Genomic DNA, 15,257 nt, shown 5'->3' with positions numbered 1-15,257 from the left:
CCAGAAGTTTCTCCCGGCGGGTGAGCTGGCTCACGGCCCCTTTGTCCGGTTTCAGGGCTACTGCCAGGACCCGGTGACGAACGCTCCCATCAATGTAGTACGGTCACGGCCCTTCTGCCGACCTTTTGACCGAGTTTCTGTAACGGATCGTGAGGTTCCCTACCCCGTGATCAGCAGATCACACGTAGTGCGTCGGGAACGGACACGAAGTGCACCTTCTGACGCTCGCCGAGATAATCGCCGTCGAGCTGGAAAGGCTGCGGGCGCGCCGCCACCACGGTGAATTCGTCCTGGTCGTGCAGCTGCAGCACCTGTTTGCCGCTCGGATCGCCCTTGCGGGTCGCCAGCTGCGCCATCGTCCGGGTCGTGCTGGTGATCGCGAGACCACGCAAAGCGAGGATGTCGAGCCCGGTGTCGAAAGAGGCGTTCGGGTTGGGATTGATGGCCCGGTCGCCCAGATAGGTCCACGGCGCCGTGTTCTGAACGACGACCGTGCCGAGGTCGATCTCCGGCGGCTCGCCGGGACGCTCGATGCTCAGCGGCGGGGTTTTGCGGTCGTCGCCGAAGAACTGGCCGACGATCGACCGGAAGTAGAGGCCCGGCGTCGAGGTGCGGCCGCGCAGCCGGGCCTGCTCGACCCGGCGCACCACGGCGGCGTCGAAGCCCATGCCGGCGGCGAACGTGAAGAAGCGGTCGTCGGCCCGGCCCAGGCCGATCACCCGGTGCCGGCCGTCGCGCAGCCCGTCGAGGATCACGCTGGTGCCCTCGGCCCAGTCGCGGGGCAGGCCGAGCGCGCGGGCGAAGACGTTCGTGGAGCCGCCGGGCACCACCGCCAGGGCCGGCAGCGCCTGCGCGCGCGAATCGGTCATGCCGGTCAGCGCGCCCTCGGCGGTCATCAGCCCGTTCACCGCCTCGTTGACCGTGCCGTCGCCGCCGAGGGTGACCACCACATCGACGCCGCTCTCGGCGGCGGTGCGGGCCAGCGCCGTGGCGTGCCCGCGGCGGGTCGTGTACTCCACCGACAGATCGACCGCGCTGCGCAGGGCGCGCACCAGGACGTCCCGGCTGCGCTCGCTGGTGGTCGTAGCCTTGGGGTTGACCAGCAGTAACGCTCGCATGCGCGGCACTGTACCCAACAACGGCCCGAAAGACTGTCGGTATGGTGCTGCAGTGACAGGTGAGAAGTCAGTCGTTGACAACCCCACAACGCTGGTATGGGCGGTGCGGCTGCTCTACCTGGAGTGCGCCGCGCTGGCCGCGCTCACGGTATGGCTCGTCGTGCAGGATCTGACCAGTGACGACGTCAACGTCGGCGTGGCCGTGTCGCTCACGGTGTTCGCCGCGATCGGTGTCGCCTTCATCTTCCTCGTGGCGCGTTTCCTGGGTCAGCGACGGCGCGGCAGTCGGGGCCCGGCGATCGTCATTCAGCTCTTCGTGATCGCCACCGGAGGCTTCCTCATCCAGGTGAATCCGCTCTGGCTGGGTGTTGTGCTGATGGCGTTGGGTGTGCTTGTGGGCCTGCTGGTCGTGCTTCCGGCGAGTACGAGAGCACTGGGCATCGATTAACGGGTCTTATTTCGGGTACGAGGGCCTACCCTGTGGGAGTGACCGGATCAACGGTGCGGCCGCCCGCGTACCAACTGCTGGCGGACGAGTTACGGGCCGACATCACCTCGGGGCGCCTGCAACCTGGCGAGCGACTGCCCCCGGAACCTGAGCTGTGCGTCAAGACCGGCGTGAGCCGGAGCACCGTGCGGGAGGCGTTACGCCTGCTGGCCAGCCAGCATCTCATCGTGACCACCCGCGGAGTCACCGGCGGAAGCTTCGTCGCGCACCCGGACGCCGAGCAGCTCGCCGACGGCCTCGCCACCGGTTTCACGCTGCTGACCAACTCGGCCGACGTCGGGTTCGCCGACCTGCTCGAGCTGCGCCGGGCGCTGGAGGTGCCGGCGGCCGGGCTGGCCGCGGTGCGCCGTGACGACGAGCATCTCCTCGAGATACACGGTGCGCTCTTCGATCCGGCGGCCGACGACCTCGACACGATGCTGGCGGCGCACGCGGCGTTCCACATGTCGGTGGCCAAGGCGACCGGCAACCCGCTGTTCGAGCTGGTGGTGCGGCCGCTCTACCACGCCTCGTTCGGTGAGGACGTCACCAGCGACCTGCCGCCCGGGTATTGGCGGCAGATCGACGCCGACCACCGGCTGCTGCTCGACTGCCTGACGATGCGGGACGCGGAGTCGGCCACCAGGGCGGCCGCCCGTCACCTCGATTACATCGCGGCGGTCGTGCGCTAGAAGTTGACGCGGCGCGTCACGAGACGGATCGTGGCGCGCTGGCCCGTCGCCTCGGCGGTGGCCGAGGTGGTGAGGGCGGTCAGCACCTTCCACGCGAACGACGACTCGGCGGGAAGTTTGGCCCCGCGCACGGTCGTCACGGTGACCTCGACGGTCAGGGCGTCCTCGGTGACCGCGAACCGGCAGTCGAGCTCGGCGCCGCGGGTCGCGATGGCCAGCAGCATGGCGCACGCCTCGTCGACGGCGATGCGCAAATCCTCGATCTCGTCGAGGGCGAAGTGGAGCCGGGCGGCCAGACCGGCCGTCGCCGTCCGGAGCACGCCGAGATAACCACCGTCGGCGGGCACGGTGAGCATGACGACGTCGTCGCCGATCGCCGGATCCGGTTGTGTGTCCGTCAGAGTCACCGTGTCATCCTCCCAACGCCACGGACTCTAGCGCCCGGCCGGAAACTACGCGACGACGGCAGGCCCGTCCCTGCGGACGGTGCCTGCCGTCGTACGCGAAGCTCAGGCCTGCTTGGTCTCCCAGAAGATCTTGGAGATCTCCTCGATCTTGCCGAGCAGCTGGTCGGCCACGGCCGGGTCGACCGAGCCCTTGGCGCCGGAGGCGCCGGCCAGCTTGGTGGCCTCGTTGAACAGCTGGTGCAGGTTCGGGTACTTCTCGAAGTGCGGAGCCTTGAAGTAGTCGGTCCACAGCACCCACAGGTGGTGCTTGACCAGCTCGGCGCGCTGCTCCTTGATCAGGATGGCGCGGGTGCGGAACTCCGGGTCGGTGTTCGCCTGGTACTTCTCGGCGATGGCCTTGACCGACTCGGCCTCGATCCGGGCCTGCGCCGGGTCGTAGACGCCACAAGGCAGGTCGCAGTGGGCGCTGACCTCGGTGCGAGGCGTGAGGAAACGTGGAAGTCGCATCAGGACTCCTCCATACGGTTGCGATGATCCGTGGTTGACACTACCCCTTACATACTTGCCGTAACGCGACGGAGGACTGATGCCTTGAGATGGCAATTACCACTGTTCGCGGTCCTGGTCCGCGGGCCGTCCATGGCGCCCACCCTCCGATCGGGCGACGCGCTGATCGTGTGGCGGGGCGCCCGCCGGCTTCGCCCGGGCCGGATCGTGGTCGCGCGCTTCCGATCCCGGCCCGACCTCCTCGTGGTCAAGCGGACGGTCCGCGAGCAGGACGGCGGCTGGTGGATCGAGGGTGACAACTCCCTGGTGGAGGACGATTCCCGGGCGTACGGGGTGGCCGATGTCATCGGGCGGGTTTTATTGCGCTACTACCCGCGGCTCACTCGGCTACGTTAGGGTTCAGAGATCGCAGCGCACACTCGCGCTGCGATAGCTGTTACACGGGTGATCCCCGCATCGCGCTCCGGTCCGGCGCACAACTCGCCGTGCGATCGGTGAGCGCCTCGACAACGTCCTGATGCCGGTTGGAGTCACCGTGTCCTACTTCAGTTTCGAGCTCGATCCCGCCCTCGCCGCCGACCCCGTCTTCGACCTGCACAAGCGGGGCAAGATGGAGATCAGCGCGACCGTTCCGCTGACCAGCCGCGACCACCTCTCGCTGGCCTACACGCCCGGCGTGGCCCGGGTCTGCGAGGCCATCGCCGACGACGAGTCGCTCTACTCCGACTACACGTGGACGGCCAACACGGTCGCCGTGGTCACCGACGGCTCGGCGGTGCTCGGCCTCGGCAACATCGGCCCCAAGGCCGCGATGCCGGTCATGGAGGGCAAGTCCATCCTGTTCAAGCAGTTCGGCGGCGTCGACTCGATCCCGATCTGCCTCGGCACGCAGGACGTCGAGGGCATCATCGCCACGGTCACGGCGATGGCGCCGTCGTTCGGCGGCATCAACCTCGAGGACATCAGCGCGCCCCGCTGCTTCGAGATCGAGCGCCGGCTCGACGCCGCGCTCGACATCCCCGTCTTCCACGACGACCAGCACGGTACGGCGGTGGTCACGCTGGCCGCCCTGCGCAACGCGGCCAAGCTGCTCGGCCGCCGCTTCGCCGACCTCCGCGTCGTGATCAGCGGCGCCGGCGCGGCCGGGGTGGCGATCACCCAGACGCTGATCGCGGCCGGGGTCGAGGGCGCCAACGTCATCGTCTGCGACTCGCGGGGCATCATCCACGCCGAGCGCGGCGACCTCACCCCGATCAAGGCCGAGCTGGCCGCCACCACCAACCTCTCCGGCCGTACGGGCGGAATCTCCGAGGCGCTGATCGGGGCGGACGTGCTGATCGGGGTCTCCGGCGGCGCCATCGAGGAGAGCGCGGTCGCCGGCATGGCGCCCGGCGGGATCATCTTCGCCCTGGCCAACCCGACGCCCGAGGTGCCGCCGGCCCTGGCCCACAAGTACGCGGCGATCGTGGCGACCGGCCGCAGCGACTTCCCCAACCAGATCAACAACGTGCTGGCGTTCCCGGGCATCTTCCGGGGCGCGCTCGACGTGCGGGCCTCGACGATCACCGAGCGGATGAAGGTGGCCGCCGCCGAGGCGATCGCCGACGTGGTCTCCGACGACCTGCGCCCCGAGGCGATCGTCCCGTCGCCCCTCGACCCGCGGGTCGCGCCGGCGGTCGCCGAGGCGGTCGCGGCCGCCGCCATCGCCGACGGGGTGGCCCGCCGCACCGCGCCGGTCCCGGCCGAGACCCGTACGGCAAGCGTCTCCTGATCTTCGAGAGGTTCATCGATGGCCCGCGGCGCTCGCAAAAGCGCCGCGGGCCGTTAATGTCTTCGGCTATGCGCGCCGCCTACGCCATCGCCGCCGATCCCGACGACCCCCGCTCCGCGCTGCGCGTGGGCGACCGGCCCGAGCCGACCCCGCCGGACGGCTGGGTGACGGTCGAGGTGCGGGCCGCCTCGCTCAACCAGCACGACCTCTGGTCGCTGCGCGGGGTGGGCCTGCCCGCCGACCGCCTGCCGATGATCCTCGGCTGTGACGGTGCCGGCGTGGACCCGGACGGCAACGAGGTGGTCATCTACCCGGTGGTCGCCGACGAGAACGACCCGCGCGGCCTGTCACTGCTCTCCGAACGGCACCCCGGCACGCTCGCCGAGCGGGTCGCGGTGCCGCCGGAGAGCCTGGTCGCCAAGCCGGCCGGGCTGTCCTTCGTGGACGCGTCGTGCCTGCCCACGGCCTGGCTCACCGCGTACCACATGCTGACCACGCGCGGCCGTGCCGAGGACGCGGACGCGGTGCTGGTCCAGGGCGCCGGCGGCGGGGTGGCCACGGCCGCGGTCGCGCTCGCGCTGGCCATGGGCAAGCGGGTGTACGCCACCAGCCGCGACCCGGGAAAGCGGGAGCGGATCGCCGAGCTCGGGGCGACCGCTGTCGAACCGGGCGCGCGCCTGCCCGAGCGGGTCGACGTCGTCATCGAGTCGGTCGGCGCGCCCACCTTCGACCATTCGATGAAGTGCGCCAACCCCGGCGCCCGCATCGTCGTCTGCGGCGCCACTGGCGGCCACCTGGCCACGGTGGACCTGCGGCGCCTGTTCGCCATGCGGCTCGACGTGCTGGGCAGCACGATGGGCACCCGCGACGACCTCGAGGCCCTGCTCGACCTGCTCGTGACGACCGGCGTGCGGCCGGTGGTGGACTCGACGTACGGCTTCAGCGCGGTCGGCGACGCCTTCGCCCGCCTGGAGTCGGGCGACATCTTCGGCAAGGTCGTCGTCGACCTGCTGCACTGAAGCTCAGCTCAGCTCGTTCTCGAGCGTGGCCACGCCACCCCGGGTGGCGTCGGCCTGGAGCCGCCGGCGGGCGGTGGCGTCGCCGTACAGACTCCACCGCCAGAAGTCCGTGGTCGTGGCGGCCACGACGTCGAAGGCGGCGCCGGTCGCGATGTGCCCGCCCTGGGTGACGCTGAGCAGGGCCTTGGGCCACGGTACGGCGTCGTAGGCCGCCCGCCCGTCGCGATAACCGACCACTTTGTCCCGCTGCCCGTGCACGAAGAGCAGGGGGGCCTTGGTCCCGGCGAACGGCGACGCCAGGACCTGACGCCCGGCCAGCACCACGCCGGCGATCAGCCGCTTGTCGCGGGCGTTGCTGAACATCCCGATCGTGGTGATGCCACCCGCCGAGTGCCCCGCGGCGGCGACCCGCCCGGCGTCGACGCTCCCCTTCAGCCTGGCCAGGACCTCGGTGATGACGTACGAGGCGTCGGCCGGCTGATTGAGCACGTCCAGAATGTTGAGCTCGCCGGACTCACCGGACGTGTGCGGATAGGCGGGCGCCGCCACCACGAAGCCGGCCCGCGCCCAGGCGCTCAGCAGATCGGCGTAGTCGCCAGGGTCCGCCGTGAGCCCGTGGCTGAACAGGATGAGCGGGAACGGCCCGTCGCCCTTCGGCGCCCACACCGTCGTCGCGAGCGGCCGGTCCGCGCCCCGCCGCAGGGCCAGCCGTCGGGTGGTGACCGCGAAGCGCCGGGCCGGAGCTTTCGGCGCCGGAGTGGGGCTGGTGGCGGTCACCGTCGGAACAGTCGCGGCCGGCTTCGGCGCGGCCTTCTCCGTCGAACATCCGGCGAGCGCGGCTGCTCCCAGCCCTAGGACAAGAGTTCGGCGATACACCGGACCCATTGTTGCTCGCCGGCAATCCCACGGAGGGGTGAAATCTCCGTACGGAGGTGTTTGTCCAGCTAGTCGACCTGGTGGACGGGTCGGCGGGCTCGGATCGCGGGCGTTGTTTCGCTAAGGTCTTCCGCATGTCTGACAACAGAGTCGACCCGAGCGGCAACACCGAGGCGTTCCGCGCCTTCACGGACCAGACCCCGCAGCAACAGCCGGCCCCGGCGACCGCGACCCCGCTGATCATCGGCGGCGTCGCGGTCGCCGTGGTCCTCATTGCCCTGATCATCTGGCTCGTAGCCTGACTCCCGGCCCGGCGCGGGGCTGATCCGCGCCGGCCGTCAGCGGGCTGATCCGCGCCGGCCGTAAGCGGGGCTGACCCCGCGCCGGCCGTCAGCGGGGGAGGGAGAGCGCCGTCCGGGACTGGTCGGCGATCTCCAGCTCCTCGTCGGTGGGTACGACGCAGACCGGGATGCGGGTGCCGTCCGGGGAGATGACCGGCTCGCCGCTCGCGTTGCGGATCGGGTCGATCTCGATGCCCAGGGCCTCCAGCCCGGACAGCGAAGCGGCGCGGACGGGGGCCGAGTTCTCGCCCACGCCGGCGGTGAACGTGATGGCGTCGACCCGGCCGAGCACCGCCAGGTAGGCGCCGACGTACTCCCGGATGCGGCGGCAGTAGACGTCGAAGGCCAGCGTGGCCGCCGGGTCGCCCGCGCCCCGGCGGTCGATCACGGCCCGCAGGTCGTTCTCGCCGGTGAGGCCGAGCAGGCCGGCGCGGCGGGTCAGGCTGTTCTCGATCTCCTCGATCGGCAGGCCGGCCACGCGGTGCAGTTGGAAGACGACGGTCGGGTCGATGTCGCCGCTGCGGGTGCCCATCACCAGGCCGCCCTGCGGCGACATGCCCATCGACGTGGCCACGCTGAGGCCGCCGCGGACCGCGCACGCGCTGGCCCCGTTGCCGAGGTGCAGCGTGATCACGTTGGTGTCCTCGACCGGGCGGCCCAGCAACTCGGCGGTCTTGCGTGCCACGTACGCGTGTGAGGTGCCGTGGAACCCGTACCGCCGGATCTGCCACCGCTCGGCCAGCTCGGCGTCGATCGCCCAGGTCACGCCCTCGGGCGGGATCGTGGCGTGGAACGCCGTGTCGAAGACGGCCACCTGCGGCACGTCCGGCAGCAGCTTGCGGGCCACCTCGATGCCGGTCAGCGCGGCCGGGTTGTGCAGCGGCGCCAGCGGCACCAGCGACTCGATGCGGGCGACCACCTCGTCGTCGATGACCGTCGGCCGGCTGAACTCGGGCCCGCCGTGCACCACCCGGTGGCCCACCGCGGCCAGGCCGGCCAGGTCGACCGAGTCCATGATCTGCTGGAGCGCGGCGCGGTGGTCGGCCGTGTCGCCGCCGGTCTCACCGATCCGCTCGATGAGACCTTTCGCGACCGTGCCGGTCCCGTCGAAGAGCCGGTATTTCACCGACGAGGAACCGCTGTTGAGGACCAGAACCCGAGTCATCGCGCCGCCGCCTGGATCGCTGTGATCGCCACTGTGTTGACGATGTCTTTGACTGTCGCCCCGCGGGACAGGTCGTTCACCGGTCGCCGCAGGCCCTGCATGACCGGCCCCACGGCGACGGCGCCGGCCGAGCGCTGCACCGCCTTGTACGTGTTGTTGCCGGTGTTGAGGTCGGGGAAGATGAAGACCGTCGCCTTGCCCGCGACCGCGCTGTCGGGCAGCTTGGTCGCCGCCACGGCCGGGTCGATGGCCGCGTCGTACTGGATCGGGCCCTCGACCGGCAATTCGGGCGCGCGCTCGCGCACCAGGGCGGTGGCCGCCGCGACCTTCTCCACGTCGGCGCCCGCGCCGGAGCTGCCGGTCGAGTAGGACAGCATGGCCACCCGGGGCTCGAGGCCGAAGGCGGCCGCCGTACGGGCCGAGGAGAGCGCGATGTCGGCCAGCTGGGCCGCGTCCGGGTCGGGGTTGACCGCGCAGTCGCCGTAGACCAGCACCCGGTCGGCCAGCAGCATGAAGAACACGCTGGAGGCCACCGACACGTCCGGGACCGTCTTGATGATCTCGAAGGCGGGGCGGATCGTGGCCGCGGTCGTGTGGTTGGCGCCGGAGACCATGCCGTCGGCCTTGCCAGCCTGCACCATCAGGGTGCCGAAGTAGTTGACGTCGCGGACCACGTCGTACGCCAGATCGAGCGAGACGGCCTTGTGCTTGCGCAGCTCGGCGTAGGTGGCGGCGAACTCGTCGCGCCACTCGCTCGTTTCCGGGTCGACCAGCCGGGCGCCGCCGATCTCGAGGCCGAGCTCGCGGGCCCGCCGGGTGATCTCGTCGGGGACGCCGAGCAGGGTCAGGTCGGCGACCCCGCGCCGCAGCAGCGTCTCGGTGGCCCGCAGGATCCGCTCGTCGGTGCCCTCGGGCAGTACCAGATGCCGTCGCTCGGCACGGGCCCGGTCGATCAGGTCGTTCTCGAACATCAACGGGGTGACCCGGCTGGAACGGGTCACGTCGAGCAGGCGGGTCAGCTCGGCGGTGTCGACGCTCTCCTCGAAGGCGCCGAGCGCGGCCTCGATCTTGCGGGGCGTGCCGGTGCCGAGGCGGGCCTCGATGCGGCCGGCGGCCGAGATCGTGTGGTAGCTGTCGGAGTCGACCACCAGCATGGCCAGGCCGGTGTTGAGCCGCTCGATCACCCGGACCGCGCGCTCGTCGGGCCGCTCGCCGAGGGTCAGCACCAGGCCGGCCAGCGTCACGTTCCCGGCGGCGTGGGCGGCGCTGGCCGCCACCAGCAGGTCGGCCCGGTCGCCGGGGGTGATCAGCAGCGCCCCGTCGGTCAGGTGGTCGAGCAGGGCCGGCACGTGGGCGGCGCCGACCACGTAGTCGAGCACGTCGCGGTCGAGCGCGCTCGCCCCGCCCGAGACGACCGTCGCGTCGAGCGCGGCCGCCACCTCGGCCACGGTCGGCGCGCTGATGGCCGCGACCTCGGGGATGGTCCAGGTCGGCACCGGCAGGCCGGGATCGGCGATCTCGAACGACGGCACCCGGTTGGCGATGACGGCCAGGACGGTCGCGTCGAGGTCGGTGAAGGAGTGGTAGGCGCTGCGGGCGGCGGCCACCAGCGACTCGGGCCCCCGGTCGGCACCGCTGATCACCGGAATGACCACGCTGCCGAACTCGGTGGCCAGCCGGGCGTTGAAGCCCAGCTCGCGGGGCATCTCATCGCGGTCCTTGGCCGGGCCCGCGAAGTCGCTGCCGATCACCACGACCGAGCTCGCCAGCCGCTCGACCTCGCGGTAGCGCTCGACGATGCGGGAGATCAGCTCCTCCCACTTGCCGTCGGCCACCAGCGCACTCGCCTCGGCCGTGGTCACGCCGTACGACTCCGGGTACGGCGCCACGACCGGATAGCGCTTCGTCAGCAAGGTCAGCAGCGGATCGTCCTCGGCGGCGGCGACCAGCGGACGGAAGACACCGATCCGCGCCACCTGCCGGGACAGCAACTCGACCAGCCCGAGGGCGACCGTGCCCTTGCCGACGCTCGGTCCGAGACCGGTCACATACACACTTCGTGCCACGGACCAAACCTACCGGCCGGGCTTGGCGGCCGCCGGGCCGAAAGTCCTAACTGTGGATGACGCCATGCCTGTCACAGATGACGCAGGTACGCGGTCGGCGAGGCCAGGAACCCGCGCCAGTTCGCCACGACCTCCAGGTCGTCCCACGCGACCTTCGCGATGCCGTCGGGGCCGAGCGCGAGGATCGTCGCCCCGGGCAGGGCGGTGAGCAGCGGCGAGTGCGTGGCGATCACGACCTGCGCGCCGTCCGCGCGGAGCTTGTCCAGCATCCCGAGCAGCCCCAGCGTCGACGTGAAGGAGAGGGGCGCCTCCGGCTCGTCCATCAGATAGAACCCGTACCCCCGGAACTTGCGGGTCAGAAGCTCCAGGAACCCCTCGCCGTGGCTCTGCTCGTGCAGCCCGCCGTCCGGATTGTCGCCGGAGAGACCTTCGAGGTACGTGTACAGGCCGTGGGTGGTCTCGGCCCGGAGGAAGTACGAGTTGACGCGCTTGCCGGGCGTACGGATGACCCGCAGCGCCTCGCCGAGCGGCGCCTCCGTGACCCGGGTCGAGTGCCGGGCCGACCGTGAGCCGCCCTCCGGGTTGAGCCCGGTCGCCACGGCCAGCGCCTCGATCAGCGTCGACTTGCCCGACCCGTTCTCGCCGACCAGGAACGTCACCCCGGGCGGGATGTTCAGCCCGTGCTCGAGCAGGGCACGGACCGCCGGGATCCGCGCCCACCACTGCGTACGGTCGATCTCGGCGTCGGCGGAGAGCTCCACCCGCCGGATCGGCGACCTATTCGTCCTCGTCCTCGTCGTCGCGGGCCAGCCAGGTGGCCAGGCGCTCGATCGGCGTCTCGAACTCCGGGTTCAGGTCGACGAAGGTCCGCAGCTGCTCGCCCAGCCACTCCAGCGTGACCGTCTCCTGGCCACGCCGTTCGACCAGTTCCTCGATGCCGCGATCGGTGAAGTACATGCCCGGATAGTAAGAGGGGGCGCCCCGCCGCAGCGGAGCGCCCCCTCTTAGAACAGCGTCACGGACGCGGCAGCGAGGCCTCGATCAGCGCCGTCTGCTCGGCGTCGTGCATCTTGGCCGAGCCGACCGCCGGCGCGGCGGCGGCCGGGCGGGAGATCCGCCGCAGGCGCACGCCCTCGAGGTGCTCGAGCAGGTTGAGCGCGACGAACGACCAGGCACCCTGGTTGGCCGGCTCCTCCTGGACCCAGGCGTAGTCCTCGGCGTTGGGGAACTGGGCCAGGATCGCCTTGAGCTCGTTCACCGGCAGCGGGTAGATCTGCTCCATCCGGATGATCGCCGTGTCGGTGATGCCGCGCTCGGCGCGGGCCTGGAACAGGTCGTAGTAGACCTTGCCCGAGCAGAGCAGGACCCGCTTGACCGAGGCGGCGTCCAGCGGCGTGCCGTTGATCCCGGCGTCGCCGATGACCGGCTGGAACGTGCCCTGGGTGAAGTCGGCGACCGACGACACCGCGAGCTTGTGGCGCAGCAGCGACTTGGGCGAGAAGACCACCAGCGGCTTGCGCTTGCTGGACAGGGCCTGGCGGCGCAGCAGGTGGAAGTAGTTCGCCGGGGTGGTCGGGTTGGCCACCCGCATGTTGTCCTGCGCGCAGAGCTGGAGGAACCGCTCGGGACGGCCCGACGAGTGGTCGGGGCCCTGGCCCTCCTGGCCGTGCGGAAGCAGCAGCACCAGCGACGACTTCTGGCCCCACTTCACCTCGCCGGAGGAGACGAACTCGTCGACGATCGACTGGGCGCCGTTGACGAAGTCACCGAACTGCGCCTCCCAGAGGACCAGCGCCTCCGGGTTCTCCACCGAGTAGCCGTACTCGAAGCCCATCGCCGCGTACTCGCTGAGCAGCGAGTCGTGCACGAAGAACCGGGCGTTGCCGGTGGCCAGCGTGGACAGCGGCAGGAAGTCCTTGCCGGTCTTGGCGTCGACGACCGAGGCGTGCCGGGAGACGAACGTGCCGCGGCGCGAGTCCTGTCCGGCCAGCCGGACCGTGACGCCCTGGCTGAGCAGCGAGCCGAACGCGACCAGCTCGCCGAAGCCCCAGTCGATGCCGCCGTCGTTGCCCATCTTGGCCCGGCGCTCGAGCAGCTGCTGGACCCGCTTGTGCGGGGTGAAGCCCTCGGGCAGCTCGATGTGGGCCTGACCGACCGCGCGGACGACCGACGCGTCGACGGCGGTGTCGACCTCGGGCTCGGCCTCCTCGGAGATCACCCGCGGCCGCGGCGGCGTGCCGGCCGAGTCACGGGTCGCCTTGAAGACCTGCTCCAGCTGGGACTGGTAGTCGCGCAGCTGCTCCTGGGCGCCGTCCACGGTGATGTCACCGCGGCCGATCAGCTCCTCGGTGTAGAGCTTGCGCACCGAGCGCTTGGTGTCGATGATCTCGTACATCCGCGGGTTGGTCATCGACGGGTCGTCGCCCTCGTTGTGACCGCGGCGGCGGTAGCAGACCAGGTCGATCACGACGTCCTTGTTGAACGCCTGGCGGTACTCGAAGGCCAGCTTGGCCACCCGCACGACGGCCTCGGGGTCGTCGCCGTTCACGTGGAAGATCGGCGCCTGGATCATCCGGGCCACGTCGGTCGAGTAGAGCGACGAGCGGCTGTACTCGGGCGCGGTGGTGAAGCCGACCTGGTTGTTGACGACCACGTGCACCGTGCCGCCGGTGCGGTAGCCGCGCAGCTGCGAGAGGTTGAGCGTCTCGGCGACCACGCCCTGACCGGCGAACGCGGCGTCGCCGTGCACCAGCACCGGCAGCACCGTGTAGCCGTGCAGGCCCAGGTCGAGGCGGTCCTGCTTGGCCCGGACGATGCCCTCGAGCACCGGGTCGACCGCCTCCAGGTGGGACGGGTTGGCGACCACGCTGACGGTGGTGGCGTGCTCGCCGTCGGGCGCCGTGTACTTGCCGGTCTGGCCCAGGTGGTACTTGACGTCACCGGAGCCGTGGGCCGACTTCGGGTCCATCTGACCCTCGAACTCGTTGAAGATCTTCTCGTACGGCTTGCCGACGATGTTGGCCAGCACGTTCAGCCGGCCGCGGTGGGCCATGCCGATGACCATCTCGTCCAGCCCGGCCTCGGCCGACGACTCGAGCACTGCGTCGAGCAGCGGGATCAGCGACTCGCCGCCCTCGAGCGAGAACCGCTTCTGGCCGACGAACTTGGTCTGCAGGAAGGTCTCGAAGGCCTCGGCCGCGTTGAGCCGGTTGAGGATGTGCTTCTGCTCGTCCGCGTCGGGCTTGGTGTACTTGATCTCGATGCGGTCCTGGATCCAGCGCCGCTCCTCGGGGCCCTGGATGTGCATGTACTCGATGCCGACCCGGCGGCAGTAGGTGTCGCGCAGGACGCCGAGCACGTCGCGCAGCTTCATCTTCTGCTTGCCGGCGAAGCCGCCCACCGGGAACGTCCGGTCGAGGTCCCACAGGGTCAGCCCGTGCTGGAGCACGTCGAGGTCGGGGTGGCGGCGGATCTCGAACTCGAGCGGGTCGGTGTCGGCCATCAGGTGGCCGCGCACGCGGTACGCGTGGATGAGCTCGACGACCCGGGCCGCCTTGTCGATCTGGCCCTCGGAGGTGTGCGCGACGTCGCGGACCCAGCGGACCGGCTCGTACGGGATCCGCAGCGACGTGAAGATCTCGTCGTAGAAGGCGTGGTCGCCGAGCAAGAACTCGTGCATCGCCTTGAGGAACTCGCCGGACTGCGCGCCCTGGATGACTCGGTGGTCGTACGTGCTGGTCAGCGTGGTGACCTTGCTGACCCCGAGGTCGGTCAGGGTCTCGTCGCTCATGCCGGAGTAGGGCGCCGGGTACTCCATGGCGCCGACGCCGATGATCGCGCTCTGGCCGGTCATCAGGCGGGGGATGGAGTGCACCGTGCCGATGCCGCCAGGGTTGGTCAGCGAGATCGTCGTGCCGGCGTAGTCGTCCATGGTCAGCTCGTTGCGGCGGGCGCGCCGGACCACGTCCTCGTACGCCTGCCAGAACTTACGGAAGTCCATCTTCTCGCAGCCCTTGATGGACGGCACGACCAGCGTGCGCGAGCCGTCCTTCTTGGCGAGGTCGATGGCGATGCCGAGGTTGATGCTCTCCGGCTGGACCAGGGCGGGCTTGCCGTCCACCTCGGCGAACGAGTTGTTCATCTCCGGGTGCTTCATGACCGCGCGGATCAGCGCCCAGCCGATCAGGTGGGTGAAGCTGACCTTGCCACCCCGGCCGCGCTGGAGGTGGTTGTTGATCACGATGCGGTTGTCGACCATGAGCTTGGCCGGGACCGTGCGCACCGATGTGGCGGTCGGCACCTCCAGCGAGGCCGACATGTTCTGTACGATCTTGGCAGCGACACCGCGGAGCGTGGTGGTCTTCGTACCCTCGGCGGCCTTGCCGTTGGCCTCGGCCGGGGCCGGCTTGGGCGCCGGTTTCGGGGCCGGGGCCGGCTTGGCGGCCGGCTTCTCAGGAGCGGGAACAGTCGGCTTGACGGGAGCCACAGTGGTGGCGGCCGGCGCGTCGGTGCCGGCGCGCTTGGCGCTCGCGGTGGCGTTCGCCGCGGTCGCCTCGTCGGGCGTCACGATCGATCCCGTGGCCATCGCCGGCTTGTAGTCGGCGAAGAAGTCGTGCCATGCGGGGTCGACGCTGGTGGGGTCGGCCAGGTATCGCTGGTACATCTCGTCGACGATCCACTCGTTGGGACCGAAGTCCGCGAGTGGGTTCTCATGAGAGGTCTGCTGGGTCGACACTTCCGTGTTCGCCTCTTTCACCATGTTTGTCAGCACGCGACTGTTTCCGTCACATGGGACGGGAAGGATTCGG

Annotated in this window: 15 protein-coding genes; 6 read left to right on the top strand and 9 right to left on the bottom strand. The window is 70.4% G+C overall.

Features of this window, described 5'->3' with window-relative positions:
- Nucleotides 1–170: 170 nt before the first annotated feature.
- Entirely contained in the window at nucleotides 171–1,118 is a 948-nt protein-coding gene (locus ACGFJ7_RS03955) for a diacylglycerol kinase family protein (RefSeq protein ID WP_360242962.1), read from the bottom strand.
- Between the two features lie 52 nt (nucleotides 1,119–1,170).
- On the opposite strand from ACGFJ7_RS03955, the gene ACGFJ7_RS03950 reads away from it, so the two are divergent.
- Both ACGFJ7_RS03950 and ACGFJ7_RS03945 read left to right on the top strand, forming a co-directional pair.
- Nucleotides 1,171–1,566, top strand: coding sequence for a hypothetical protein (locus tag ACGFJ7_RS03950; protein ID WP_360242959.1), 396 nt, complete (start codon nucleotides 1,171–1,173; stop codon nucleotides 1,564–1,566).
- 38 nt (nucleotides 1,567–1,604) lie between these two features.
- Nucleotides 1,605–2,297: a FadR/GntR family transcriptional regulator gene (locus ACGFJ7_RS03945; protein ID WP_360242956.1), complete on the top strand. Its 693-nt coding sequence runs from the start codon at nucleotides 1,605–1,607 to the stop codon at nucleotides 2,295–2,297.
- Here ACGFJ7_RS03945 and ACGFJ7_RS03940 read toward each other — a convergent pair.
- Complete coding sequence (locus tag ACGFJ7_RS03940) at nucleotides 2,294–2,653, bottom strand: trypco2 family protein (protein WP_097318732.1); 360 nt, start codon at nucleotides 2,651–2,653, stop codon at nucleotides 2,294–2,296. The genes ACGFJ7_RS03945 and ACGFJ7_RS03940 overlap by 4 nt on opposite strands.
- A 153-nt stretch (nucleotides 2,654–2,806) precedes the next feature.
- On the bottom strand, nucleotides 2,807–3,211 hold the full coding sequence (gene sodN, locus ACGFJ7_RS03935; protein ID WP_360242953.1) for a superoxide dismutase, Ni: 405 nt from the start codon (nucleotides 3,209–3,211) through the stop codon (nucleotides 2,807–2,809).
- 84 nt (nucleotides 3,212–3,295) lie between these two features.
- Between sodN and ACGFJ7_RS03930 the strand changes: the two genes are divergently transcribed.
- From ACGFJ7_RS03930 to ACGFJ7_RS03920, 3 genes are all read left to right on the top strand, one after another.
- Nucleotides 3,296–3,607 (top strand): S24/S26 family peptidase, encoded by a 312-nt coding sequence (locus ACGFJ7_RS03930; RefSeq protein WP_360242950.1) that lies wholly within the window; start codon nucleotides 3,296–3,298, stop codon nucleotides 3,605–3,607.
- Nucleotides 3,608–3,728: 121 nt separating this feature from the next.
- A complete protein-coding gene (locus ACGFJ7_RS03925) occupies nucleotides 3,729–4,982 on the top strand; it encodes an NADP-dependent malic enzyme (RefSeq protein ID WP_392640740.1) in 1,254 nt (417 codons plus the stop codon).
- A 68-nt stretch (nucleotides 4,983–5,050) separates the two neighbouring features.
- Nucleotides 5,051–6,001 (top strand): zinc-binding dehydrogenase, encoded by a 951-nt coding sequence (locus ACGFJ7_RS03920; protein ID WP_392640738.1) that lies wholly within the window; start codon nucleotides 5,051–5,053, stop codon nucleotides 5,999–6,001.
- A gap of 3 nt (nucleotides 6,002–6,004) precedes the next feature.
- Here ACGFJ7_RS03920 and ACGFJ7_RS03915 read toward each other — a convergent pair whose 3' ends face one another.
- Entirely contained in the window at nucleotides 6,005–6,778 is a 774-nt protein-coding gene (locus tag ACGFJ7_RS03915; RefSeq protein ID WP_392640735.1) for an alpha/beta hydrolase family protein, read from the bottom strand.
- Nucleotides 6,779–7,011: 233 nt separating this feature from the next.
- Here ACGFJ7_RS03915 and ACGFJ7_RS03910 point away from each other — a divergent pair, with 233 nt between their 5' ends.
- Nucleotides 7,012–7,179 (top strand): hypothetical protein, encoded by a 168-nt coding sequence (locus tag ACGFJ7_RS03910; protein WP_392640733.1) that lies wholly within the window; start codon nucleotides 7,012–7,014, stop codon nucleotides 7,177–7,179.
- Nucleotides 7,180–7,267: 88 nt separating this feature from the next.
- Here the strand turns inward: ACGFJ7_RS03910 and ACGFJ7_RS03905 are convergent, their stop codons facing one another.
- From ACGFJ7_RS03905 to ACGFJ7_RS03885, 5 genes are all read right to left on the bottom strand, one after another.
- Complete coding sequence (locus ACGFJ7_RS03905; protein WP_360242935.1) at nucleotides 7,268–8,383, bottom strand: acetate kinase; 1,116 nt, start codon at nucleotides 8,381–8,383, stop codon at nucleotides 7,268–7,270.
- Complete coding sequence (pta, locus tag ACGFJ7_RS03900; RefSeq protein WP_392640731.1) at nucleotides 8,380–10,449, bottom strand: phosphate acetyltransferase; 2,070 nt, start codon at nucleotides 10,447–10,449, stop codon at nucleotides 8,380–8,382. Before pta ends, ACGFJ7_RS03905 begins: the two co-directional genes overlap by 4 nt.
- A 71-nt stretch (nucleotides 10,450–10,520) precedes the next feature.
- The gene (locus tag ACGFJ7_RS03895; RefSeq protein ID WP_360242929.1) at nucleotides 10,521–11,210 is read right to left on the bottom strand and encodes an AAA family ATPase; all 690 of its coding nucleotides are present in this window, start codon (nucleotides 11,208–11,210) and stop codon (nucleotides 10,521–10,523) included.
- A 16-nt stretch (nucleotides 11,211–11,226) separates the two neighbouring features.
- Nucleotides 11,227–11,406, bottom strand: coding sequence for a DUF6104 family protein (locus tag ACGFJ7_RS03890; protein ID WP_097318060.1), 180 nt, complete (start codon nucleotides 11,404–11,406; stop codon nucleotides 11,227–11,229).
- 58 nt (nucleotides 11,407–11,464) lie between these two features.
- On the bottom strand, nucleotides 11,465–15,184 hold the full coding sequence (locus ACGFJ7_RS03885) for a multifunctional oxoglutarate decarboxylase/oxoglutarate dehydrogenase thiamine pyrophosphate-binding subunit/dihydrolipoyllysine-residue succinyltransferase subunit (RefSeq protein WP_360243615.1): 3,720 nt from the start codon (nucleotides 15,182–15,184) through the stop codon (nucleotides 11,465–11,467).
- Nucleotides 15,185–15,257 lie beyond the last annotated feature (73 nt).

The organism is Actinoplanes sp. NPDC048988 (assembly GCF_043197815.1).
Classification (GTDB): domain Bacteria; phylum Actinomycetota; class Actinomycetes; order Mycobacteriales; family Micromonosporaceae; genus Actinoplanes.
This window is presented reverse-complemented; position numbering and strand designations above follow the sequence as displayed.